The organism is Streptomyces sp. NPDC005533 (assembly GCF_042871845.1).
In the GTDB taxonomy this organism is placed as follows: Bacteria; Actinomycetota; Actinomycetes; order Streptomycetales; family Streptomycetaceae; genus Streptomyces.
Genome location: NZ_JBIAJH010000041.1, coordinates 18,075 through 40,601 on the forward strand (window position 1 = coordinate 18,075; position 22,527 = coordinate 40,601).

At 73.6% G+C, this 22,527-nt stretch carries 14 protein-coding genes; 4 read left to right on the forward strand and 10 right to left on the reverse strand.

Annotated features, from left to right (window positions below; translation table 11 throughout):
• Positions 1 to 74 precede the first annotated feature (74 nt).
• Positions 75 to 833, forward strand: a complete 759-nt coding sequence (locus ACFYP3_RS30095; RefSeq protein ID WP_388839239.1) for a hypothetical protein — start codon at positions 75 to 77, stop codon at positions 831 to 833.
• Here the strand turns inward: ACFYP3_RS30095 and ACFYP3_RS30100 are convergent.
• Genes ACFYP3_RS30100 through ACFYP3_RS30130 form a run of 7 tightly spaced genes read right to left on the reverse strand, consistent with a single transcriptional unit; the run spans position 752 to position 10,344 of the window.
• Positions 752 to 1,801 carry a glycosyltransferase gene (locus tag ACFYP3_RS30100; RefSeq protein ID WP_388839242.1) on the reverse strand — a complete coding sequence of 350 codons (1,050 nt, stop codon included), beginning with the start codon at positions 1,799 to 1,801 and terminating at the stop codon, positions 752 to 754. The two genes, ACFYP3_RS30095 and ACFYP3_RS30100, sit on opposite strands and share 82 nt — an antisense overlap.
• Positions 1,798 to 5,103, reverse strand: coding sequence for a DUF4082 domain-containing protein (locus ACFYP3_RS30105; protein WP_388839245.1), 3,306 nt, complete (start codon positions 5,101 to 5,103; stop codon positions 1,798 to 1,800). Before ACFYP3_RS30105 ends, ACFYP3_RS30100 begins: the two co-directional genes overlap by 4 nt.
• A gap of 34 nt (positions 5,104 to 5,137) precedes the next feature.
• Positions 5,138 to 6,253, reverse strand: coding sequence for a DegT/DnrJ/EryC1/StrS family aminotransferase (locus ACFYP3_RS30110; RefSeq protein WP_388839249.1), 1,116 nt, complete (start codon positions 6,251 to 6,253; stop codon positions 5,138 to 5,140).
• Positions 6,250 to 7,017, reverse strand: a complete 768-nt coding sequence (locus ACFYP3_RS30115; RefSeq protein ID WP_388839252.1) for a NeuD/PglB/VioB family sugar acetyltransferase — start codon at positions 7,015 to 7,017, stop codon at positions 6,250 to 6,252. The genes ACFYP3_RS30110 and ACFYP3_RS30115 overlap by 4 nt, the downstream gene beginning before the upstream one ends.
• Positions 7,014 to 8,171, reverse strand: coding sequence for a DegT/DnrJ/EryC1/StrS family aminotransferase (locus tag ACFYP3_RS30120; protein WP_388839254.1), 1,158 nt, complete (start codon positions 8,169 to 8,171; stop codon positions 7,014 to 7,016). The genes ACFYP3_RS30115 and ACFYP3_RS30120 overlap by 4 nt, the downstream gene beginning before the upstream one ends.
• Entirely contained in the window at positions 8,168 to 9,196 is a 1,029-nt protein-coding gene (locus ACFYP3_RS30125; RefSeq protein ID WP_388839257.1) for an NAD-dependent epimerase/dehydratase family protein, read from the reverse strand. Before ACFYP3_RS30125 ends, ACFYP3_RS30120 begins: the two co-directional genes overlap by 4 nt.
• 56 nt (positions 9,197 to 9,252) lie before the next feature.
• Entirely contained in the window at positions 9,253 to 10,344 is a 1,092-nt protein-coding gene (locus ACFYP3_RS30130) for a Gfo/Idh/MocA family protein (protein ID WP_388839259.1), read from the reverse strand.
• A 326-nt stretch (positions 10,345 to 10,670) separates the two neighbouring features.
• Here ACFYP3_RS30130 and ACFYP3_RS30135 point away from each other — a divergent pair, with 326 nt between their 5' ends.
• The 3 genes from ACFYP3_RS30135 (at position 10,671) to ACFYP3_RS30145 (ending at position 14,102) form a co-directional block, all read left to right on the forward strand.
• Positions 10,671 to 11,603, forward strand: coding sequence for a glycosyltransferase (locus tag ACFYP3_RS30135; RefSeq protein ID WP_388839262.1), 933 nt, complete (start codon positions 10,671 to 10,673; stop codon positions 11,601 to 11,603).
• 122 nt (positions 11,604 to 11,725) lie between these two features.
• Entirely contained in the window at positions 11,726 to 13,069 is a 1,344-nt protein-coding gene (locus tag ACFYP3_RS30140; protein ID WP_388839265.1) for an MFS transporter, read from the forward strand.
• Positions 13,070 to 13,085: 16 nt separating this feature from the next.
• Positions 13,086 to 14,102 (forward strand): TolB family protein, encoded by a 1,017-nt coding sequence (locus ACFYP3_RS30145; protein ID WP_388839316.1) that lies wholly within the window; start codon positions 13,086 to 13,088, stop codon positions 14,100 to 14,102.
• A 40-nt stretch (positions 14,103 to 14,142) separates the two neighbouring features.
• Here ACFYP3_RS30145 and ACFYP3_RS30150 read toward each other — a convergent pair whose 3' ends face one another.
• From ACFYP3_RS30150 to ACFYP3_RS30160, 3 genes are read right to left on the reverse strand one after another with little or no spacing between them, the layout of a single operon-like run.
• Complete coding sequence (locus ACFYP3_RS30150) at positions 14,143 to 14,973, reverse strand: alpha/beta fold hydrolase (protein ID WP_388839268.1); 831 nt, start codon at positions 14,971 to 14,973, stop codon at positions 14,143 to 14,145.
• 29 nt (positions 14,974 to 15,002) lie between these two features.
• Positions 15,003 to 16,166: an acyl-CoA dehydrogenase family protein gene (locus ACFYP3_RS30155; RefSeq protein ID WP_388839272.1), complete on the reverse strand. Its 1,164-nt coding sequence runs from the start codon at positions 16,164 to 16,166 to the stop codon at positions 15,003 to 15,005.
• A gap of 1 nt (position 16,167) precedes the next feature.
• Entirely contained in the window at positions 16,168 to 22,527 is a 6,360-nt protein-coding gene (locus ACFYP3_RS30160; protein ID WP_388839275.1) for an SDR family NAD(P)-dependent oxidoreductase, read from the reverse strand.

Sequence of the window (22,527 nt, forward strand, 5' to 3'; positions counted from 1 at the left end):
CCCTGCCGGGTGGCGGATTTGATGGCGGACCTACCCGGGTCCTGCAAAGATCGGTCATGAAGGAAAGGAACCCCGTGTCGCCTGGTGAGTTGGTCCGTGCGCTCCGTCGGCGCTGGTACGTCCTGGTCGTGGCGGTCCTGCTGGCGGCCGCCGGAGCGGCGGCGGTGCTGCGGCCCGAACCGGTCTACTTCAGCTCGGCGATCGTGGTGCTCAAGCCGCCGGTGACCAGCACCCAGCCGAACCAGCTCGCGAACCTCCAGCCGCCGCTCGCCGCCGTCTCGTACGGGGTGGTGCAGCAGCTGGACTCGCCCGCCGGAGCGGCCGAGCTGAAGGCCGCGGGGGTCACCGGTACCTACCGGATGACACCGCGCAACAGCGGTACCAGCGTCACCCCGCGGCACCTGATCCCCTCGCTCCAGATCCAGGTGGAGCACTCCGACCCGGCGGCCGCGGACGCCTCCGTACGGAAGGTCATCGAGGTCTACACCCGCCACCTGAACGATCTCCAGACCCAGCAGGGCATCCCGGCCGGGGCGCGGATGAGCGTGGACCTGCTGGTGCAGCCGCACGCGGTCGCGCGGACCGGCGACCGGGTCCGCGCCCTGGCCGGAGTGGCCCTGCTGGCCGCGGTCGGCGGCGTGGCGGCGACCCTGTGGAGCGACCAGCTCCTGACGCGCCGGAACCGGCGCCGGCGCGAGCGCGCCGACGCCGGCCCGCAGGACCCGCCGGGAGAACCGGTGGAGACGGGGCATCAGATCCCTCGGCGCTTCCACGACCGCCACCACAGCCACTCGCGCCCCCTGTCGGCCACGGCCGACAGCACCAGCGGCTGAAGGTAGGGCATGACGCGAACGCCGACGCGCCGACGCCTGCGCAGCGCCCGGTACTCGGCCAGCGCGGTGTAGCGGCCGGGCAGGCATTCGGCGGCGAACTCCACCAGCTCGTCCACCGGTACCACCGCCGTGCGCCCCCGGTCGTACGCCCGGTAGGCGCGCCGCAGCGCGTACCGGGCGAGCCGGGTGCGCGCCGCCAGCGACAGCTGGTCGGCCCCCGGCAGCAGGTCGGCGCACTTGTCGAGGACCGAGTCGAAGGCGACCAGGCGCTGGCGCAGGTCGTCGAGCTGTCCACCGAAGTCCGTGGTGGACATGTTGCTGCCGTGGACCCGGTAGAAGGCCTGGTCGGCCCCCTGGACGTAGCCCACGTCGGCGTGGGCCGCGAGCCGCATCCACATCTCGATGTCACCGGCGTGCGGCAGCTCGGGATCGTAGCCGCCGACCTTGCGCTGGAGACTCGTGCGGACGACCACTTCGGGTGAGGTGATGCATCCGGTTCCCTCCCGGAACCGCCGGTCCAGCCACCACCGGCCGGGGTAGACGACCGACCCCGTGCTGTGGGTGCGGGCCGCGGGCAGCGGGCCGCCGTGCCGGAAGCGCAGCGGCCGGCCGTAGGCGAAACCCGCCTCCGGATGCGCGTCGAGCAGGGCGGCGGCGCGCACCAGCGCCCCGGGGACCAGGCGGTCGTCGGCCGAGAGCAGGGCCACGTAGTCCCCGTCGGCCCACTCCAGCAGGCCCTCGTTGTAGGTGGCGATGTGGCCCCGGTTCTGCTCGTGGACCCGGACCTCGATCCGCGGGTCGGCGGCCGCCAGGGCACGCGCGACGTCCGCGGAGTCGTCGGGGGACGCGTCGTCGATGATCAGCACCCGGACGTCGACGCCCTCCTGCTCGTCCAGGACGCTCTTGACGCAGTCGGCCAGGAAGTGGCCGTACTTGTAACAGGGGATCACCACGCTGACCGTGCTCACTGGCCGGCCACCTCCGTGGAGCCGTCCGACTGGAGTCCGTTCGGCGCGGTGGTGGTGAAGAGCGGGCCGACCCAGTAGTTCACGGACCCGAAGGTGTTCGTCGGGAACGTGGTGGTCGCACCGTACTTGTAGAGGCCGTTGGCGCCGCCCGTTCCGTCGGCCGGTGCGACCAGCGGGTAGGAGCGGTGCGCTGCGGTGAAGTAGCCGCCGTCCACCGAGTAGTTGCCGTTCGGCGCGTGGTAGGAGGCCACGTACGAGGTGCCGGCGGTGACGGGCACCGGGGTGGCGAACTTGAGCTGCTGCCAGCCGGTCAGGGTCTCGCTGCCGAAGGTTCCGGTGGCGAGCAGGGTGCCGTTGGCGGCCCACAGGCTTCCGGTGTGGCTGCCGGTGTTGCCGGGGCCCTTGTAGAAGGTGACACCGGTGACGTAGCCGGTCACCGCCGACTGGAAACGGGTGCCCAGTTCGACGGAGTTGGCGTCGTCCACCACGTTGGCGGTGCTCGGCGTGGCGGTGTTCGGCCACAGGCCGCACGGACAGTTGACGGCGGGCGGGTGGGGACTGGTGGTGAAGTTCCACGTGACCGGGGCGGTCATCGCGTTGCCCCACAGGTCGCTCACCTGGACCGACAGGGTGTACGTCGCGTTCAGGGCGAGTTCGCTGGAGGGCGTGAAGGTCGCGCTGTTTGCCGCGCCCATCACCTTCGTGCCCGGGACGTTGGCGCCGCCGGAGTCCTTCAGGGTGAACACCAGGGTCTCGGAGTCGACGGCCGTGGAGAAGGTCGCCGTCGCCGAGGCCGTGATCTGGGTGCCGGTCGCCGCGGACTGCGGCGAGGTGGAGGTGACGGTGGGCGGTGTGGTGCTCGCGGCCGAGGTGTCCAGGACCGCGTCGACCCAGTAGTTGCTGCCGCTCGCCGCCGTGTTCGGGAAGCCGCCCGTGCCGCTGTAGCGGTAGACGCCGTTGCCGCCGTCGGTACCGCTCTTGAGCGCGGTCAGCGGGGCGAGCCCCGCGGACCCGGAGGCGAAGGTGTTGTCGAAGGAGTACCCGCCGTGCGGGGCGAAGTACGAGGCGACGTAGGTGGTGTTCGCCTTGACCGGCACGGGGGTGGCGAAGTTCAGCTGCTGCCAGCCCGACGCCGTCTCGTTGGTGAACGTGCCCGTGGCCAGCCGCTGACCGGTGGAGCTCCACAGGCTTCCGGTGTGCGTGCCGGTGTTGGCCGGGGACTTGTAGAAGCGGACGCCCGTGATCGAGCCGGCAGCCGTGGTACGGATCTTCACGCCGAGCTCCACCGCGCTGCCGTCGCCCGCGTTGACGGTCCCCGGTACCGCGGCCGCGGGCCAGACGGTGCAGGGGCACTGCTGGGGACCGACGGTCAGCGGCACCGTGGTGACGGCGCCGATGTTGACGCTGTCGTCCACCGCGCGGACCTTGATCTGCACGGAGCCGGGAGCGGTCGGCGTCCACGTGTAGCTCCACGAGCCGACGCCGTTGGTCGCCTTCCAGGTGGTGCCGCCGTCCGTGGAGACCTCCACCCGGGCCACCACGCCGCCACCGCCGTCGGCCGCCGTGCCGGTGACGGTGACCGGCCGCAGGGCCGGCACGGTGGCGCCGGACGCGGGGCTCGTCACGGTGACGGTCGGCCCGGTGGCGTCGGTGGACGCGGTGGCCGGGAGCAGGTTGCCTTGCAGGCTCTTGGGTTGCACCCCCATGTCGGCGAAGACGTTGACGGTGGCCTGCTGCATCCGCTTGTCCTCGGTGACCACCGCGTCGTCGGGGTTGCCCGTCGGCATGTTGGTCAGGCCCCACGACCACTGCACCGTGCCCGTGCCGAAGACCAGGGCGTGCGAGGTCGGGTCGCGGAAGGCCACCAGGCTGTGCGTCGCGGTGCCGTTCCCGTAGGTGTTGCCGTAGTCCAGCCGGTACTTGCCGTCCTCGATGTCGACGGTGGTGGAGGACATCTTGATCTGCCCCGGCGGCCGCGCCGCGTCCTCGACGTCGGAGTCCCATTCGTAGCCGAGGGTTCCGGTCGGGAAGGTCGCGGTCTGCGAGGGGGTCAGGTTCGCGACCGTGGTGTTCCGCCACAGCCGCATCCTGGCGAAGGCGCCCGGCACGGTGATCGCGTCCGCCCGGTAGCCGTTCACCGTGAACAGCGTTCCGGTCAGCTGGTTCTGGGGCTGGTACGGACGCCCGTTGGTGGCGCTGGCCGGGTCCATGAAGGTGCCCGTCCAGGTGCCGCTCGGGTCGGGGACGCCGTTGGGCACCGGGAAGGAGAGCTTGGTCTCCTTGTAGCAGACCAGTGTCCGGTTGGGGGTGTTGGCGCCGTCGATGCTCGGCGCCAGCCGGGTCTTCCAGAAGATCTCGTTCCCGGCGAAGTACGTCTGGTGCTGGCCGGCGCGCCGGGCGTTCAGGGCGTTGGTGAACTGCTCCTGCGTCCAGTACTCGTCGTGCCCGGAGGACATGAACACCTTGTGGTTCTGCATCAGGGAGGCGCCGCGCACCGACATGTCGATCCCGGACATGTAGCTGAGGTCGTAGCCGTTGCGCTCCAGCCACGAGATCATCTGGTACTCGGAGCCGTAGATCCCGTTCTCCCCGCCGATGTCCATCGGCCGGTTGTAACTCACCTCGTACGCGCGCCCGTCCGGTGCGGGGCCGCCGCCGTCGTAGAGGTCCTGGCCGCCGTAGTTGTTGTACGCCTGCCAGGTCTGGTCGCTCGTCTGCACGAGGATGTCGGAGTGGCTGGAGTCGTTGCGGACGACGAACGGGTACGGCATCAGGCCGTTGCCGTCCGCCTGGTCGAAGTTGGCGATGTACAGGCCGGAGACGGCGTTCGACGGCACGCTCCACGTCGCCGTCACGGGCCAGTTGCCGCAGTCGACCAGGCCCGTCGACGCCTTGGTCGTGCAGCTCTTCGGATTCCCGCCCTGGGAGAAGTTCGCCGGGTAGGTCTGGGCGGCCTGGGCCTCCGTCGACAGCAGCCGGGCCCCGTCGCCCCCGTAGTAGCCCAGCCGGTAGACCGAGACGCGGTACGGGGAGGGGGACTGGACCTTGAACTGCACGGTGTCGCCGGCCTGGACGCTCATCTGGGCGCTGAATCCCTTGATGTCGCCCCAGGCGCTGGGCGCGAACCACTGCGACATCGGCGTGCCCGGCTTGGAGTTCTCGCAGACGACGGCGTTCGACGTCGGACCGCAGGGGTCTGCGGCACCGGCCACGGAGGCCGGTGAGAGGACCGTGGCCACCAGGGCGGCGACCACGGTGAAAAGACCGTACCGGAACCGGAGCAGCCTTCTCCGCTTGTTCATCTGTACCTCATTTGTTTGCGTGAACCGGGAGGCGTCAGCGCAGGGCACCGCTGAGCGCGTCCACGACCCGCTGCTGCTGGTCGGCGGTGATCTGCGGGAAGAGGGGGAGGGAGAGCATCCGGTCCGCGGCCTCCTCGGCGTGCGGGAAGGCGCCGCGACCGTGCCCGAGGTGGGCGAAGGCCGGAGTCAGGTGGACCGGGGCCGGATAGTGCACGCCCGCGCCGATGCCCTCCGCGTTGAGCTTGCCGACGACGGCGTCGCGGTCCGCTCCCGCGACCCGTACGACGTACAGGTGCCACACGTGGACGTTGCCCTGCGCCGTGACGGGCAGGGTGACCCGGCCGGCCGCCGCGAGCTCGCCGAGGAGGCCGTCGTAGCGGGCGGCCGCCGCCCGGCGGGCCGCGTTCCCCTCCGCCAGCCGGGCCAGCTTCGCCCGCAGCACCACGGCCTGCAGGCCGTCCAGCCGGCTGTTGAAGCCGGCCACGTCGTGCCGGTACTTGGCGACGCCGCCGTGGTTGGCCAGGGCCCGGACCAGGTCCGCGCTCTCCTCGTCGTCGGTCACCACCGCGCCCGCGTCGCCGTACGCGCCCAGGTTCTTGCCCGGGTAGAAGCTGGTCGCGGCGATCCCGCCGCTGCCGGGGGAGCGCCCGTCACGCGTCGCGCCCTGGCTCTGCGCGGCGTCCTCGACGATCCGCACGTGCGCCGGCAGCCCCGCGGTCAGCTCGGCGGTGGCGGCGCACTGCCCGTACAGGTGGACCGGGACCACCGCGCGGGTGGCCTTGCCGACGGCGTCCAGCGCGGCCCGCGGGTCCATCAGCAGGGTGTCGGGAAGGCAGTCGACCAGCACCGGCCGGGCACCGATCCGGGCGACGGCGCCGGCGGTGGCGATGAAGGTGTTCGCGGGCAGCACCACCTCGTCGCCCACCCCCACCCCACTGGCCCGCAGCGCCAGTTCGAGGGCGTCGGTGCCGTTGGCGACGCCCACGCAGTGCCCCACCCCGGCGAACTCGGCGTACTCGCGCTCGAACGCGCGGACCTCCTCACCGCCGATGAAGGCGGTGTTCGCGAGGACCCGGTCGAATCCGGCCTGTAATTCCCCCGCCACCTCGGCGTGCGCCGCCTTCAGGTCCACGAGCGGTATCTGGTTCATGCGACTGGGCTCTCCATCCGTGTCCCCGGCCGGCGGCCGGTCATCTCCCCATCGGTCCGCAGCTCGTCGAGCGCCGGAGCGTCCGCGGCGCGCAGCCGGCGGGCCGGGCTCCCGGCCCACACCTCGCCGGCCGGCACATCGGCCAGGACCGTGCTTCCCATACCGGTCAGCGACCAGGCGCCGACCGTCGTGTACTCGCGGACCAGCGAGCCCGCCCCCACATAGGCGCCCCGGCCCAGCCGCACCCCGCCGCCGAGGCGCACCCCCGAGGCGAGCGTGGCGAAGTCCCCGACCACGTCGTCGTGGGTGAGGACGACCTGCGGCATCACCGCCACGTGCGACCCCACCCGGACGGCCGCCGTCAGCACGCAGTGCGCGAGCAGCACCGAGCCCGCGCCGAGCACCGAGGACCCCGACACCACCGCCGTCGGGTGCACCACCGTCGCGTAGCGGGTCACGGGCAGCCCCAGCCGCCGCACGAGGCGGGCCCGTACGGCGTAGTCGCGCGGGCTGCCCACGCAGACCACCACCCGGGCGGCCCCCAGCTCGTGCACCCGGTGGCTGCCGCCGAGGACCGGCGCCCCGTCCACGTCCCGGCCCGCCAGGGCCGGATCGTCGTCGAGGTGCCCGGCGAGCCGCCACCGCGGCGGCAGCCCGCGCGCCACGTCGGCGGCGGCCACGTCCCGGACCGCCTGCGCGGTCTCCCGGGCGAACCCGCCCGCGCCGACGATCAGCAGGTCCTCGGTGTGCCGCGGCCCGTTCATCCGCCGGCCTGTTCCCGCAGCACCGTCACCACCCGGTCCTGCTCGGCTTCGGTCATGGTGTGGAACAGCGGCAGGATCAGCGAGTCGCGGCTGAGCCGCTCGGTCACCGGCAGCGGCGCCGCCCCGTGCCCGGCGTACGCCGGCTCCAGGTGCGAGGCCATGATCCCGCGGCGGGCCGAGACGCCCGCCTCGGAGAGCGCCGCGAGCAGCGCGTCCCGGCCCACCGGGAAGTCCTCGGCGGGCAGCACCCAGTACGACTGGAAGTTGCCCTGGCCGTGGGCCGGGTCCCGGACCGGGGTGATCCCCGGCACCTCGCGCAGCAGCTCCTCGTACCGGGCGGCCAGCGCCCGGCGCCGGGCGACGATCGCGTCCAGCTTGCCGAGCTGCACCAGGCCGACCGCGGCCTGGATGTCGGTCATCCGGTAGTTGTAGCCGACCTCCAGGTAGCTCTCGACGATCGGCTTGCTGCTCGCGTGCCGCTGCGCCGCGGACACGTTCATCCCGTGCTCGCGCAGTCGGCGCAGCCGCTGCGCCCACCGCGCGTCGTCCGTGGTGAGCATGCCGCCCTCGCCGGTGGTGATCACCTTGCGGGGGTGGAAGGACCAGGCGGCGAGCAGCGCGCCGTGGCCCACCGACTTGCCGCCGACCGTCGCGCCGATGCCGCAGGCGGCGTCCTCCACCAGGGCGAGGTCCCAGTCGGCGCAGGCCGCGCGCAGCGCGTGCACGTCCGCGGGCACCCCGCCCTGGTGGACGGCGAGCACCGCCTTCGTACGGGGCGTGCGGACCGCGTCCACGGTGGCCGGCGTGAGGTTGCCGGTGGCCTCCTCGACGTCCGCGAAGACCGGCCGCGCCCCTACGTAGCGGACCGCGTTGGCCGTGGCGATGAAGGACAGCGAGGGGACGACCACCTCGTCGCCCGGACCCAGGTCCAGTGCGACGAGGGCCAGGTGCAGGGCGGTGGTGCAGGAACTCACCGCGATGCCGTGCTCGGCGCCCACCCGCTCCGCGAAGGCCCGCTCGAACTCGGCGACCCGGGGCCCCTGGGCCACCCAGCCCGAGAGCACGGCGTCGGCCGCGGCCTTCGCCTCCTCCTCGCCCAGCCACGGCACCATGACCGGGATGCGGGCGGGCGGTACGGGATCCTGCGCGCTCATCGGCCGGCCTCCCCGGCCGCGGTGTCGGACGCCGCTGCCGCCGCTGCCGCCGCGGCGTCGGCGGTCCGCTCGGCCCGCCACCAGTCGACCAGGTCCCGCAGCCCGGCGCGCAGGTCGATCCCGGCGGTGAAGCCGAGCCGCTCCGCGGCCCGCGCGGTGTCCGCGAGCCGGCGGGTCACGCCGTTCACGGCGCGGGCCGGACCGTGCTCCGGAACCAGGCCGTCCGCGCCCATCGCCTCCAGCAGCCCGTTCGCCAGCTCCAGCAGGCTGGTCTCGGTCCCGCTCGCGATGTTGAACACCTCGTCGGTCAGGTCCGATTCGGCGGCCAGCAGGTTGGCGCGCGCGATGTCCCGCACGTCGACGAAGTCCATGGTCTGGAGGCCGTCCCCGAGGATCAGCGGCGGCTCGCCGGAGGCGATGCGCTCCATCCAGCGGATCAGCACCTCGGTGTAGAGGCCGTGGATGTCCATCCGAGGCCCGTACACGTTGAAGTAGCGCAGGGCGACGTAGTCCAGCCCGTACATGGAGTGGAAGCTGCGCAGCATCCCCTCGTTGAACGCCTTCGCGGCGCCGTAGAAGGTGTCGTTGTTGTACGGGTGGTGGCGCTCGGTGGTCGGGAAGGTCTCGGCCAGCCCGTAGACCGAGGCCGAGGACGAGGCGATCACCTTGCCGACCCCGGCGGCGGCCGCCGCCTCCAGCACGTTGAACGTGCCGTCCACCATCACCTCGTTCGCCAGCCGCGGCTCCTCCGCGCACTGGGTGATCCGGATGGCCGCCAGGTGGAACACCAGCTCGGCGCCCTCGGTCACCTTGCGCACCGCGGCCAGGTCGCGGATGTCCCCCTCGACGACCTCCACCACGCCGCTCGGCAGGGCGCGGGCCAGGTTGGCGGTCCGCCCCCGCACGAAGTTGTCGAGCACGACGACCTCGCGCGCCCCGTTGTCCACCAGCAGGTCCACCACGTGCGAGCCGATGGTGCCCGCTCCGCCGGTGACCAGAATCCTCTTGCCTCGTACGCTGCTCAACGCCGTGCCCCCACTGAGTCGTTCATCGTCATTCGTGTCACGTGACCCGCGAACGGTCAGCGGCCGGTGCGCAGTCCGACGACCGCGCCCTTGAACTCCAGGCTCCGGGAAGCCGCTTCCAGGATGTCCAGCACCTTCAGGCCCGCCCGCCCGTCGGTCAGCGCCGGCCGCCCCGAGCCGATCGCCGCGGCGAACTCCTCGACCATGCTGCGCAGGGCCTCCTTCTCGCCGATCGCGGGCGCCACCATGTCGCCGGTCCGGTAGGAGACGAGCATGTCGCGGCGCTCGTCCGCGCCGATCTCCTGCGGGGTGCTCAGCTCCACGCCGCGGTCGAACACCGCCACGCGCTGGGAGGGGTTGAGGTCGTCCCACACCAGGGTGCGCTTGGACCCGCCGACCATGGTGGTGCGCACCTTCGTCGGGGAGAGCCAGTTGACGTGCACGTGCGCGATGGCGCCGGTGCTCAGCTGGAGCGTCAGATAGGCCACGCAGGACTGTCCGGCCCCGATCGGGTCGGCTCCGTGCGCGGCGACCGCGACCGGCTGCACGTGGTCCGGGAGGATGAAGTCGAGGACCGACAGGTCGTGCGGGGCCAGGTCCCACAGGACGTCGACGTCCTTCTGGACGAGCCCCAGGTTGATCCGTACCGAGTCGACGAAGTGGATCTCGCCGAGTTCGCCGGAGCGGACCATCTCCCGGATGCGGCCCACGGCCGGGGTGTAGCAGTACGTGTGGTCGCACATCAGCGTGAGACCGCGTTCCTCGGCCTCGTCGACGAGCCGCAGCCCGTCCTCGTACGTGGCGGCGAGGGGCTTCTCCACGAGGACGTGCTTGCCGGCGCGCAGGGCGGCCAGCGCGACGTCCAGGTGCGTTCCGGCCGGGGTGGCCACGGCGACCGCGTCGACCGCCGGATCGGCGAGGACCGCCGCGTAGTCCGAGGTCGCCTGGACGGTGGAGTAGCCGCCGAGCACCTGCCGGGCCCGGTCGACGTTCAGATCACAGAGCCAGCGCAGCCGGAACAGCGGACTGGACTGGAAGTTGCGCACGAGGTTGGGGCCCCAGTAGCCCGCACCGACCACGGCGACGCCTAACGGCTCCGCCCGACCGGCGGCCTGCGCGCCGGTGTCCTTCACAGTGTTGGGCTTCACAGCGTTCCCCTTCGTTCCACGCACGCCGACCGGCGTGCAGACAACTCGTGGCCGGGGCGCGTGGAATGGAGGGAAGGCCGTCGAGGGCACGCCGGACGCCTGCGCGACCCGTGCATGACCTGCTCAACGGCGATGGCCCCCCACAACCGATGCTTCGCGTGATTGCGCGTACTACCCCCCGGCCGGCTGCATGTTCCCCCAGGCAGCCGAACCCGTACCTCCTGCCGAAACCGCTCGGCGCCGCTCAATCTAGTCCACCGGGCGTACCCCCGGGCAGAGTTGACGGAATCGCCTGGCTCGGGTGTTCGACCGTGCATACTGCCCGGGTGACCAGCATCGTGATACCGGCCCACAACGAGGGCCGGGTCATCGGCCGGCTCCTGGACGCGCTCCTGGCCGACGCCGACTTCGACTCCCACACCGGCACCGGCACCGACAGCCGCACCCGCGCCCACACCGCCGTAGGCGCCGACGCCCCGGCGGACGGCCCCGACATCGTCGTGGTGTGCAACGGCTGTACGGACGACACCGCCCGGGTGGCGGCCGCACGCGGCTCCCGCGTGCGGGTCGTGGAGATCCCGACTCCCTCCAAACACACGGCACTCCGCGTCGGGGACGAGCACGCACGGGGCTTCCCCCGGCTCTACGTGGACGCCGACGTCGTCGTCGGGGCCGCCGACGTACGGGCCCTGACCGGTGCGCTCGCCGGGAGCCCCGGCCTGCTCGCCGCCGCCCCCGGCCGCGACATCCCGCTGGCCGGCTGCGCCTGGCCGGTCCGGGCGTACTACCGGGTGTGGCAGCGGCTCCCGGCCGTCCGCGAGGGCCTGTTCGGGCGGGGGGTCATCGCGGTGACCGAGCCGGGGCACGCGCGGATCGCCGCGCTGCCCCCGCTGATGGCCGACGACCTGGCTGCGTCCCTCGCCTTCGGGCCGGGGGAGCGGCGCGTGGTCGAGGCGGCCCGGGTCGTCGTGCACCCGCCGCGCACCTGGTCCGACCTCGTCCGGCGACGGATCCGCGCGGCGACCTCCTCCGCCGAGTTCGAGCGCTTCCAGGCCTCGCGGCGGGCGGGTGCGGCCGCGCCGTCCGCCCGTACGGGCACCTCCGACCTGCGGGCCCTCCTCCGGGAGCAGCCGCGGCTGCTGCCCGGGGTGCTGGTCTTCGTGGTGGCCGCGCTCGCCGCCCGCAGGGGGTCCCGCAAGGCCATCCGGAACCAGGACTTCTCCACCTGGCTGCGGGACGAGAGCAGCCGGCAGGGCTGACCGGGGCGATCGGGGTGTCCGGCCGAATCGGGCCGTACGCCCCACCGTTGGCCAGTACAGCCATTAGGGTGCCACTCGCACGTTCGAGTGACTCAGACCGTCGCCACCGGGAGCTCCAGAGCATGTACCTCGCGGACCGCTCCGCGCCCTCGCCCTCGTCCTCAGCCGGGGACACGCAGACCGCGCCGGACGGCAGCCGCTCACGGGCCCGCGCCGTCGGGCCGGCCGTGCTGGCCCTCGGCACGGTCAGCCTGATCACCGACGTCTCCTCGGAGATGGTCACGGCCGTCCTGCCGCTCTACCTGATCGCGGGGCTGGGCCTGAGTCCGCTCGGTTTCGGCGCGCTCGACGGCCTCTACAACGGAGTCAGCGCCCTGGTGCAGCTGACCGGCGGCCACCTCGCCGACCGGGTCCGCAACCACAAACTGATCGCCGGCATCGGCTACGGCCTCTCCGCCCTGTGCAAGCCGCTGTTGCTCTTCGCCCACAGCCTCGGCCCGATCAGCGTGCTCCTCGCGCTGGAACGCACCGGCAAGGGCCTGCGCACCGCCCCGCGCGACGCCATGATCTCCCTCTCCACCCCGGCGGACGCACAGGGCCGCGCCTTCGGCGTGCATCGGGCCATGGACACCACCGGGGCGCTGCTCGGCCCGCTCGCCGCGTTCCTCGTGCTGAGCGTCGCGGTGGACGGCTACGACGCGGTCTTCGGCGTCAGCGCGTGCGTCGCGGTGCTCGGAGTCGTGGTGCTCGTGCTGTTCGTCCCGTCCGGCGGCGGCGGGGCCCTGCCCGCTCCGGCCGGCGCCGGCGGCGCCGCGGCCCGCCCGGACCCCGTAAGGCTGCGCGACGCGTCGGCCCTGCTGCGGCTGCCCCGGCTGCGCGCCCTGGCGCTCTGCGCCGTCCTGCTGGGCCTCACCACCGTCAGCGACGCCTTCGTCTACCTGCTGGTGCAGCGCCGCACCGGCATCGACGACCAGTGGTTCCCGCTCCTGCCGCTGGGCACGGCCGCGGTGTTCCTGCTGCTGGCCGTCCCGGCCGGGAGCCTCGCCGACCGGATCGGCCGGCGCACCGTGTTCCTCACCGGGCACGGCCTCCTGCTGGCCGGGTACGGGCTGCTGCTGTGGGCTCCCGACTGGCCGCCGCTGCCCTACCTCGTCCTCGCGCTGCACGGCATGTTCTACGCCGCCACCGACGGGGTGCTGCCCGCCGCCGTGGCCGCCACCGTCCCGGGGCGGCTGCGCGCCACCGGCCTGGCCCTGGTCGGCACCGGCCAGGCACTCGCCCGCTTCGGCTGCTCCCTGGCCTTCGGCGGGGCATGGAGCCTCTGGGGCACCGGCCCGGCACTCGCCGGCGCCGCGGCCGGGCTGCTGTGCTGCGCGGCCGTCGCCGGACGCGTCCTGCGTCCCGAGGCCCCCGGCGGCGCCCCCGCCGACACGCCCGTCCTTCCGGACCCGACCCGAAGCCCGTGAGGCCCCTCGTATGACGTTGTCGTTGTCACGCCGCCTGCTCGTTCTCGCGGCGGCGGTGCTGCTGCTCGCGGGCCTCGCCGCCGCGCTCGTGGTACGCGCCGCCGACCGCGCCGAGCGGCCGGGGACGGGCGGCCCGGAGATCGCCGCGGGCGGCGGCGTCACGCTCTCCCGCCAGGGCGAACTGCTCTTCCTCAACAGCGGCCAGGGCCCCCGTCGCGGAGCCCTCGCCGCCGTCCCGGCCGGTGCGCCGCAGTCCGCGCGCACCGCCTCCGACCTCGACTGCCGGCGCTTCTACGCCGCCGCGGGCACCGGGGTGTGCCTGCGCTCCTCCCCGGGCGCGCTCGCCCAGGACAACAAGGCCCTGATCGTCGACGCCGATCTGCGCACGGTGCGCAGCCTGCCGCTCGCGGGCACCCCGAGCCGCGCCCGCGTCTCGCCCAGCGGCCGGTTCGCCGCCTGGACCGTCTTCGTCTCGGGCGAGTCCTACGGCTCCGCGTTCTTCTCCACCCGGACCGCGATCCTGGACACGCGCACCGGGAAGCTCGAACCCAGCCTGGAGGAGTTCGCCCTCTCCATGGACGGCCGGGACCACCGCGCCGCGGACGTGAACTTCTGGGGCGTCACCTTCTCCAAGGACGACGACACCTTCTACGCCACCCTCGCCACCGCCGGCCAGACCCATCTGGTCAGGGGGTCGATCTCCCGCCGCACCGTCACCACCCTGGCCCAGAACGTCGAATGCCCGTCGCTGTCGCCGGACGAGACCCGCATCGCGTACAAGAAGCGGGTGCGGCCCGGAGCCACGTTGTGGCGCGAACACGTCATGGACCTGGGCACGCTCCGGGAGCACGCGCTCGCCGAGAAGCGCAGCGTGGACGACCAGGCCGTCTGGCTCGACGACCGGACCCTCGCCTACGCCCTGCCCACCGACGGGGCCGCCGACAGCACGGACCTGTGGACCGTGCCCGCCGATGGCACCGGCGCCCCCCGGCTGCTGACCTCCGGCGCCTCCTCCCCGTCCCGCCCGGGCTGACGGGCCCGCGTACGGACCCGTCACCCCGGGGCGGGGGCGGTCAGATACGGTCCACGAAGGTCCTGACCCGTTCGACGAGCGAGGCGTGGTCCCGGATCCAGTCGTAGTGCCGGCTGCCCCGCACCCCCTCGCCGAGGACCAGCTCCCAGTGCGTCACCCGAGCGCTCGTGAGCTTGTCGCTGAGCCCCCGCACCCCGGCCGGCGGGGCCATCCCGTCGCCCCTGACGGTCACCGCGAGCACCGGCAGGTCCAGCTTGGCCAGCCAGGGCTCGAAGTCCACCGGGGAGGACGGAACGTCGTAGCGGCCCGTCCGGACCTGGGTGGCCATGTCCCGCAGGATCTGCGCGGAGTCGTCGCCCAGCACGCCGATCCGCCGGCCGGGGAAGTACCCGTACGCCGAGGAGAACGCGGCGGCGATCTGGAAACCCGCGAGCATCCCCAGACCCAGGGGGAACGGCCAGCCGCGGTAGTGGCAGGACGGGGCGCCCACCAGGACCGCGCCCGCGGCCATGTGCGGCTCCTGGCTGAGGTAGAGCGTGCCGAGCTGCCCCCCGAGGCTGTGCCCCAGGAGATGGCGCGGCGCTCCCGGGAACGCGGCCGCGACCGTGCGGAACAGCGCGGGGAAGTCGTACGCCACGATCTCGTGGTAGCCGTAGCGCACGCCCCGCCCCGGTCGGACGGAACTGGTCCCCTGCCCCCGCAGCTCACCGACGGCCACCTGGAACCCCGCCCCGGCGAGGGCCTCCGCCAGCGGGGTGTAGGAGGCGGCCCTGGTTCCCATGGCGGGCATGCACACCAGCACGGGAGCCGACGGCTCGTCGGGCCTGCGGTACAGCCGGACGTCGGCCGTGGCGCCGTCCTCGGCGCGCACGGTCTCCGTGGTCGGTTCTGTGGACGGAATTACAGGCCTCCCTCGCTCGTGGCCATCCGGCGCATCTCCCGGAACACGTTCAACAGCTGGATCTCGCTGGACCCTTCGAAGATCGTGAGGGCGCGTGCGTCGCGCCAGCGCTTCTCCACCCCGTAGTCGGCGGCGATGCCGCGCCAGCCGTACAGCTGCAGTATCTCGTTCGACGCGCGTACGGCCAGCTCCGTCGCGGCGTACTTCGCCATGGAGCTCTCCTTGCCGAACGGCAGCCCCTGATCGGCGAGGGCCGTGGCCTCCTCCAGGAGCCGCCGTGCCGCGCAGAGCTCCACGTACAGCCGCCCCAGGGTCAGCTGCACGTGGCTCAGGGTGTCCATGCGGTCGTCGGGGTACACCCGGCGCTCGCCCACCCACGTCAGCGCGTCCGTGAGCATGGCGGCGACGAGCCCGGTGCCGCAGGCGGCCCCGCCGATGCGGATGGTCGCGAGGAGCTCGTTCAGCAGGAACTCGCCGTCACCGGCCCGTCCGATCAGGCTGACCGGCTCCAGGACCACGTCCCGGAAGGTGACCGAGGGCGTGGGAAGGCAGCGGAAGGCCGCCTTCTCGATGTCCTCGCTCACCGTCACACCAGGAGCATCGCGCGGGACGGCGAAGAACGACAGACCGCGTTTGCGGTTGTCCGTCACCGTGTTGGCCAGGACGAGGAACACGTCGGCGACGGTCCCGTTGCCGGACATGCACTTGCCGCCGTTGAGCAGCCACCCCGAGTCCGTCTGCACGGCGCGGGTGGTGGCCGCCAGCAGGTTCGAGCCGTTCTCGGGCTCGGTGAGCCCGAGCGCCGCGTACCCGTTGTCCTTCAGGAGCCGGGTGACGAAGAGCTCCTTCTGCTCCGGGGTGCCGGCGGCGACCACGGGATGCAGGGCGCCTCGGTTGAACACCAGCGTCCAGGTCATCCCGGGGCAGACCGCCGACAGCTCGGCGATGCCCTCGGCGAACTCGGTGTACGAGAGCCCGGCGCCGCCCAGTTCCTCGGGGAAGGCCGCGTTGAGGATGCCCTGGGCCGCCGCCCGTTCGTGGATCGGGACGGGGAACGTCCGCTCCTCGTCGTAGTGGCGTACGTGCGGTGCCATCACCTCGTCCGCAAACGTGCGGAATATCTGCTTCCACTCTGATCGACTGCGCGGTTCTTCCACGACCATCCTAAGAAACGGTGATGACGAACTTGCCGATGTTGTCCCGGTTGCGGAGCCGGGTGATCGCCTGCGGGGCGTCCTCGAGGGCGAAGACCCCACCCACGGCGGGACGGAACACACCCGTGTCGATCAGCTCGACGAGGCGGTCCATCAGGGGCCGGAGCCTGGCCGGATCACGCGCCAGCGCACCGACGTTCACCGTGCAGAACGAGCGGCTGCTCATGAACAGGTCCCGGCCGTTCACGGCCAGGTCGAGCACGCCCGCCGCCCCGATCTCGACGAAGCGGCCCCCCGACCGCAGCAGGGCGAGGCCCTTGCCCACGGCGTCCCCGGAAAGGGAGTCCACGATGAGGTCGAGCCCCTGGTCGGGGGTGATCTCCCGGACCGCGTCGGCGAAGTCCGCCGCCGCGTAGTTGATCGGGTGCTGGACGCCCAGCGCCCGCAGGTGCTCCAGCTTGGCCTCGGTGCTCGCCGTACCGAACACGGTCGCACCGTGGTGCAGGGCCAGCTGCACGCACGCCGTACCCGTCGCCCCGGCCGCGGCCTGCACGAGCACCCGGTCGCCCGCCTCCACGCGCGCCTCGCGCTCCAGGCACGCGACGGCGGTCAGGCCGCTGATCAGCATGGCCACCGCGTCGGTGAAGGAGACACCGGCGGGCAGCGGAGCCACCGTGTACGCCTCCGTCGTCACGCGGGCCGCGTACCCACCCTGCGGGGTGAGCGCGATGACCGCGTCGCCGGGCCGGACGTGCTCGACCGCGTCACCCACCGCGTGCACGACACCGGCCACCTCGTGCCCGGGGACGAACGGCGGGCTGGTGAGGAACGGGTGGAAACCGGTGGAGGCCAGGACGTCGATGAAGTTGACGCCGACCGCGTGCACGTCGATGACGACCTCGCCCGGCGCGGGCCTGCGCACGGGCACGTCCTGCAGCCGCATGTCGAGCCCGGACGCGGTCGCGACGACGGTGTAGCCGCGGACGGTGCTGTGGCGCTCCGTCTCCTCCAGCGTGATCTGCTGCGCGCCCGCCGCCGGCGCCGCCCCGCGGGAACCCTCCCCGGAAGCCGCCCCGGAACCCTCCCGGGAGTCCTCCTGGGGCTCCGCCGCCCCGAGCAGGCCGTCCAGGTGCAGCCCGACGGCGTCCACCGTCCGGTGGTTGAACAGGAACGTCGCCGGCAGTTCGAGCCCGAAGTGGGCACCGATCCTGCGGGTGAGGGAGACGGCCAGCAGCGAGTCGACCCCCAGGCGGTCGAAACGGACCGACGTGTCGATCTCGTCCGGCGAGCGGCGCAGCGCACGGGCCAGCTCCGCCCGCACGAACCCGGCCGCCGCGCCCGCCGCTGCCGCCGAGCCCGCCGAGCCCGCCGCGGCCCGGGCCCGCCGCGCCCCGGCCCCGCCGGAGCCGCGGTTGAAGCGGGCCACCAGGCCGTCCGCGACCTCGTCGCGTACGTCCAGGACCGCCAGCTGCGGGTGGGAGCCGGCCAGGGCGAGCAGGAACGCGCGCGCCCCCTCGGCCGGGGACATCGGGTGCAGGCCCGATTCGAGCAGCCGGGCCTGGTACTTGGGGTCCGCGACCATCCCCAGTTCCGCCCAGGGGCCCCAGTTGACCGTACGCACCGGTGTGCGCCGGCCGCGCCCGGTGCCCGTCAGCGCGTCGAGCGTGGCGTTGCCCGCCGCGTAGGCGCCCTGGCCCGGCGTCACGAACAGGCTGGCCATGGAGGAGAACAGGACGATGAAGTCCAGGTCCTCCGAGGCCACCGCGTCGATGAGGATCCGGGCACCGAGCTCCTTCGGCCGCATGATCGCGTGCATGCGCTCGGGCGGCGTGGACTCGATCAGCGCGTCGTCCAGGATGCCCGCGGTGTGGATCACGCCGTGCAAGGCGCCGAACTGACGCAGCGTCCGGTCCAGGGCGCCCCGTACGGCGGCCGCGTCGGTCACGTCGGCCTGGAGGTAGAGGAGCCGCCCGCCGGCGGCGTCGACCGCCTCCTCCAGCCGCGGGTCGACCTCCTCCCGGCGGCCGGTGAGCACCACGCGGGCCCCCGCCTCACGGGCGAGGGTGACCGCGAGCGTCGAGCCCAGGCCGCCCTGGCCACCGGTGATCCAGTAGACGCCGCCGGGCCTGAGGTCCGCCGGGACGGAGCCGGGCTCCACCGGCGTCAGGGACGGGAGCGTGCGCTCCCCGTGCCGGTACCGGACGAGGAACGCGGCCGGCGGTACGGCGAGTTCCGCGACGACGTCACGGGCGAGCTCGCGCGTCGCCAGCTCGTCCGCCTCGATCCGGATCGCCCGCCCCGACCAGGTCACGGTCTCCTGTTCGAGGGCGCGCAGCAGCGGGGGCAGCGCCACGTCGCTGCTCACCAGCGCGAGCTCGCGGCGGGGCGCCGACCCGGTCCGCGCGGCGCAGCGCAGCAGCGCGAGGAAGGCCTCGCGCTCCGGCTCGACGACGAGCAGGCGCGCGGCCGCCGGCTGCGCCTCCAGGAACGCCACGCCCTCCTCGTCCCCGGGCAGCGGCAGGACGGCGCAGTCGGCGCCGCTCCCGCGCAGCTCCTCCACCAGCGGGGCGCACCGCTGCGCGTCCCCGGTCAGGAGGACGACGTGACGGGGGCGTTCGCCCGGTGCGGCGGGCCGCGCCCGGGGGCGTTCGTCGACGGCGAAGAACCGCAGGGAGTGCCGGGTGCGCATCCGCTTCAGCGACACCCCGGTGAACTGCGCGAGGACCCGGCCCTCGGGGTCGAGGACCGCGACGTCGCAGTCGAAGGTGTCCGCGTCCTCGTCCTCGTCGAGTTCGCCCCGCAGCCGTACGTGGGCCAGGGCCGGACCGGACCACGGCGCGAAGACGTCGACGCGGCGGTAGCCGAACCCGACGAAGGTCCCGTGGGCGCCGGCGTCGAAGGAGAGCCCGGCGATGGACTGCATCGCCCCGTCCGCGACGTCCGCGGGGAGCGGGCGGCCCAGGGTCCGCGACGAGGGCGGCGCGAGCTCGGTGAGCAGCTCCTTCTCGCCCAGCCACATCCCGGTCACCATCCGCATGCTGTCCCCGTACGACAGACCGGAGGCCGCGAGGTGCTCGTACAGGGCCTGCGGCTCGACCGGCCGGGGGCAGCGCCGCCGGATCGCGGACACGTCGACCGCGGGCGGCACGGGCCCGGTGGCCGACCACGAGGCGCTGACGTGCTCCTCCCACGCCGCGCCCCGCTCGTGCGCCGCGCGGCTCTCCACGGACAGGTAGGGCTCGTCCCCCGCGCGCATCCGCCGCGAGACCCGTACGTGCCGGGACTCGCCCTCGGCGACCGCCAGCGAGTGGGTCACCAGCACGTCGTCGAGGCCGTACCCGCCCACCCCACCCGGGTTGAGCTCCTTCAGCGCGGCGTCGAGCATCCACGCGGCGGGCGCGATGGCCCGCTCCTGCACGCGGTGGTCGCGGATCACCGGCAGCGAGCCGGTGACCAGCGTTCCCTCCGCCTGCGGGCCGGGCGGCTCGATCCAGTGCTCCTGACGCTGCCAGGGGTACGCGGGCAACCGCGTGCCGGCCCGGGGCGCGCCGCCGTGGAAGGCGCGCCAGTCGATCTCGCACCCGGCCTCGAACAGCGCGGCGACCGCCTCGTAGGGCGCCCGGTCGTCCGTGCGCCGCATCGCCGGCACGGCCGCCACGGGACGGTCCTCGTCCTCCAGGCACTCGGTCACCGAGACCGACAGCAGGGGGTGCGGGCTCAGTTCCAGGAACACGCGGTGGCCGGCCGCCCCGGCGGCGCGGACGGCGTCGGCGAACAGCACCGGCTCGCGCAGGTTGCGCCACCAGTACTGCGCGGTCAGCCCGTTCGTGTCGAGGCGCTCCCCGGTGAGGGAGGAGTGGAAGGCGATGCCCGCGGGACGCGGTGACAGCCCGGAGAGCTCCGAGAGGAGGTCCTCCCGCAGGTCCTCCAGCAGGGCGCAGTGCGAGGCCACGTCCACCTTGACCCGGCGGCTGAAGACGCCCTTGGCGTCCATGGCGGCGACGAACGCGTCGACGGCCCCGGTCTCCCCGGAGACGATCGTGGTGGCCGGACCGTTGTGCGCGGCGAGCGACAGGCGCTCCCCGTACGGCTCCAGGGCCTTGCGCACGTCCGACACGGGCAGCGAGACCAGCGCCATGGCGCCCTGCCCCCGGTGGCGCATCATCAGGGCGCTGCGGCGGCAGATGATGCGCGCCGCGTCCTCCAGGCGCAGCGCGCCCGAGACGTGGGCCGCGGCGACCTCGCCCATGCTGTGGCCGACGACCGCGGCCGGCCGCACGCCCCAGGACCGGAACACGGCCGCCAGACCCACCTGCATCGCGAAGACCGCCGGCTGGACGACGTCGATCCGCTCCAGCAGCGGGGCGGCGTCCTCCTGCGTCAGGACCTCGCGCAGCGACCACGTGACGTGGGGCGCGAACGCCTGCTCACAGCGCGAGACGGCCAGGTCGAAGGCCGGCTCGGCGGCGAGCAGGGCCCGGCCCATGCCGAGCCACTGGGCGCCCTGGCCCGGGAACACGAAGACGACGCCCGCGTCGTCCGGTACGTGGCGCTCGGCCGTGAACCGCGCCCGTAACCGGGCGAGGAGCTCGTCCTTGTCCTCGAAGGCGAACGCGGCGCGGAACTCCCGACCCCGCGGCCCGCCGCGGCCCCGCAGCTGCGTCGCCGCGGCCGTTCCCCGGCTCAGCTCGTCGCCGCTCAGCCCGTCGGCCCAGGCCGCGTGGTCCGCGGCCTGCGCGCGCAGGGCCGCCTCGGTGCCCGCGGACAGGGCCAGCAGGCCGACGGGGTGCTCCGCGACGGCCACCGGCTCCGTCTGCGGGGCGGGGCCGAGGACCGCGTGCGCGTTGGTGCCGCCGAAACCGAAGGAGCTGACCCCGACCACGCCGACCTCGTCGGGGGACTCCCAGCGCCGCAGCGAGGACTGCACGCGCAGCCCGAGTCCGTCGAAGTCGATGTCCGGGTGCGGCTCCTCGCAGTGCAGGGAGGCCGGCAGGGCCTTGTGCTCGAAGCTCAGGGCCAGCTTGATCAGGCCGGCGATGCCGGCCGCGGCCTCCAGGTGCCCGACGTTCGTCTTCACCGAACCGATCGCGCACGGCCGGTCCGCGGCGCGCCCCCGGCCCAGTACGCTCCCCAGCGCGGCGGCCTCGATCTGGTCGCCGATGGCCGTCCCCGTGCCGTGGGCCTCGACGTAGCCGACCTCCGACGGTGCGACGCCCGCCTGGGCGAGCGCGCGCCGTACGACGTCCTCCTGCGCCTGACGGCTGGGCGCCAGCAGCCCGTTGGTGCGCCCGTCGGAGGTCACCGCCGAGCCGCGGATCACCGCCGAGACGCGGTCGCCGTCGCGCAGCGCCTCGCTCAGCGGCTTCAGGACGACGACGCCCGCGCCCTCGCTGCGCACGTAGCCGTCGGCCCGCGCGGAGAAGGCCTTGCAGCGCCCGTCGGGCGCCATCACGCCCGAGGCGTCGAAGGCCTCGGTGATCGCCGGGCTCAGGATCACGTTGACCCCGCCGACGAGGGCGACGCCGCACTCACCGCGCCGGATCGCCTCGCAGGCGAGGTGGACGGCGACGAGGGACGAGGAGCAGGCCGTGTCGACCGTCAGGCTCGGTCCGCGCAGGTCCAGTACGTAGGAGAGCCGGTTGGCGGCGACGCTGGAGGCCCCGCCCAGCAGGGAGTAGGCGTCCGCGGACGGCGCGTTCGACAGTGCGTCGCGGTAGTCCGAGCTGGAGATGCCGACGAAGACGCCGGTGGGCGAACCGGCCAGGTGGTGCGGGTCGATGCCCGCGTCCTCGACGGCCTCCCAGGCGACCTCCAGCACGAGCCGCTGCTGCGGGTCGATCTTGGCGGCCTCGTGTTCGCCGATGCCGAAGAAGTCGAGGTCCAGGCCGCCGACGCGGTCGAGGAAGCCGCCGAGGCCGGCGCGGTCCGTGCCGTTGTCGCCGCGTCCCCAGCGGGAGAACCGCTCGTCGGGGATCCGTCCGATGGCGTCCACGCCGTGTTCGAGGAGGTCCCAGAAGGCCTCCGGGCCGTCGGCGCCGGGGAACCTGCACCCCATGCCGATGATCGCGATCGGTTCGCCGGGCCGCTGCCCGGCGGCCGGGCGGCCCGGGGCGCTGCGGGCGACCCGGTCGGGCCGCGTGCCCCGGAGGTGGTCCAGGATCTCCGCGAGCGTGGGATGTTCGTACGCGACCGTGGGCGAGACCTTCCGGCCGAGGCGGGCGCCGATCTCACCGGCGAGCGCGACCGCGTCGATCGAGGACAGGCCGTACGCGGCCAGTGGTTCGTGGGCCGAGATGTCGTCGCCCGAACCCATGTGGGCCAGCTCGGCGATGCGCCGGCGCAGCCAGGTTTCCAGCTCCGTGTCCGTCAT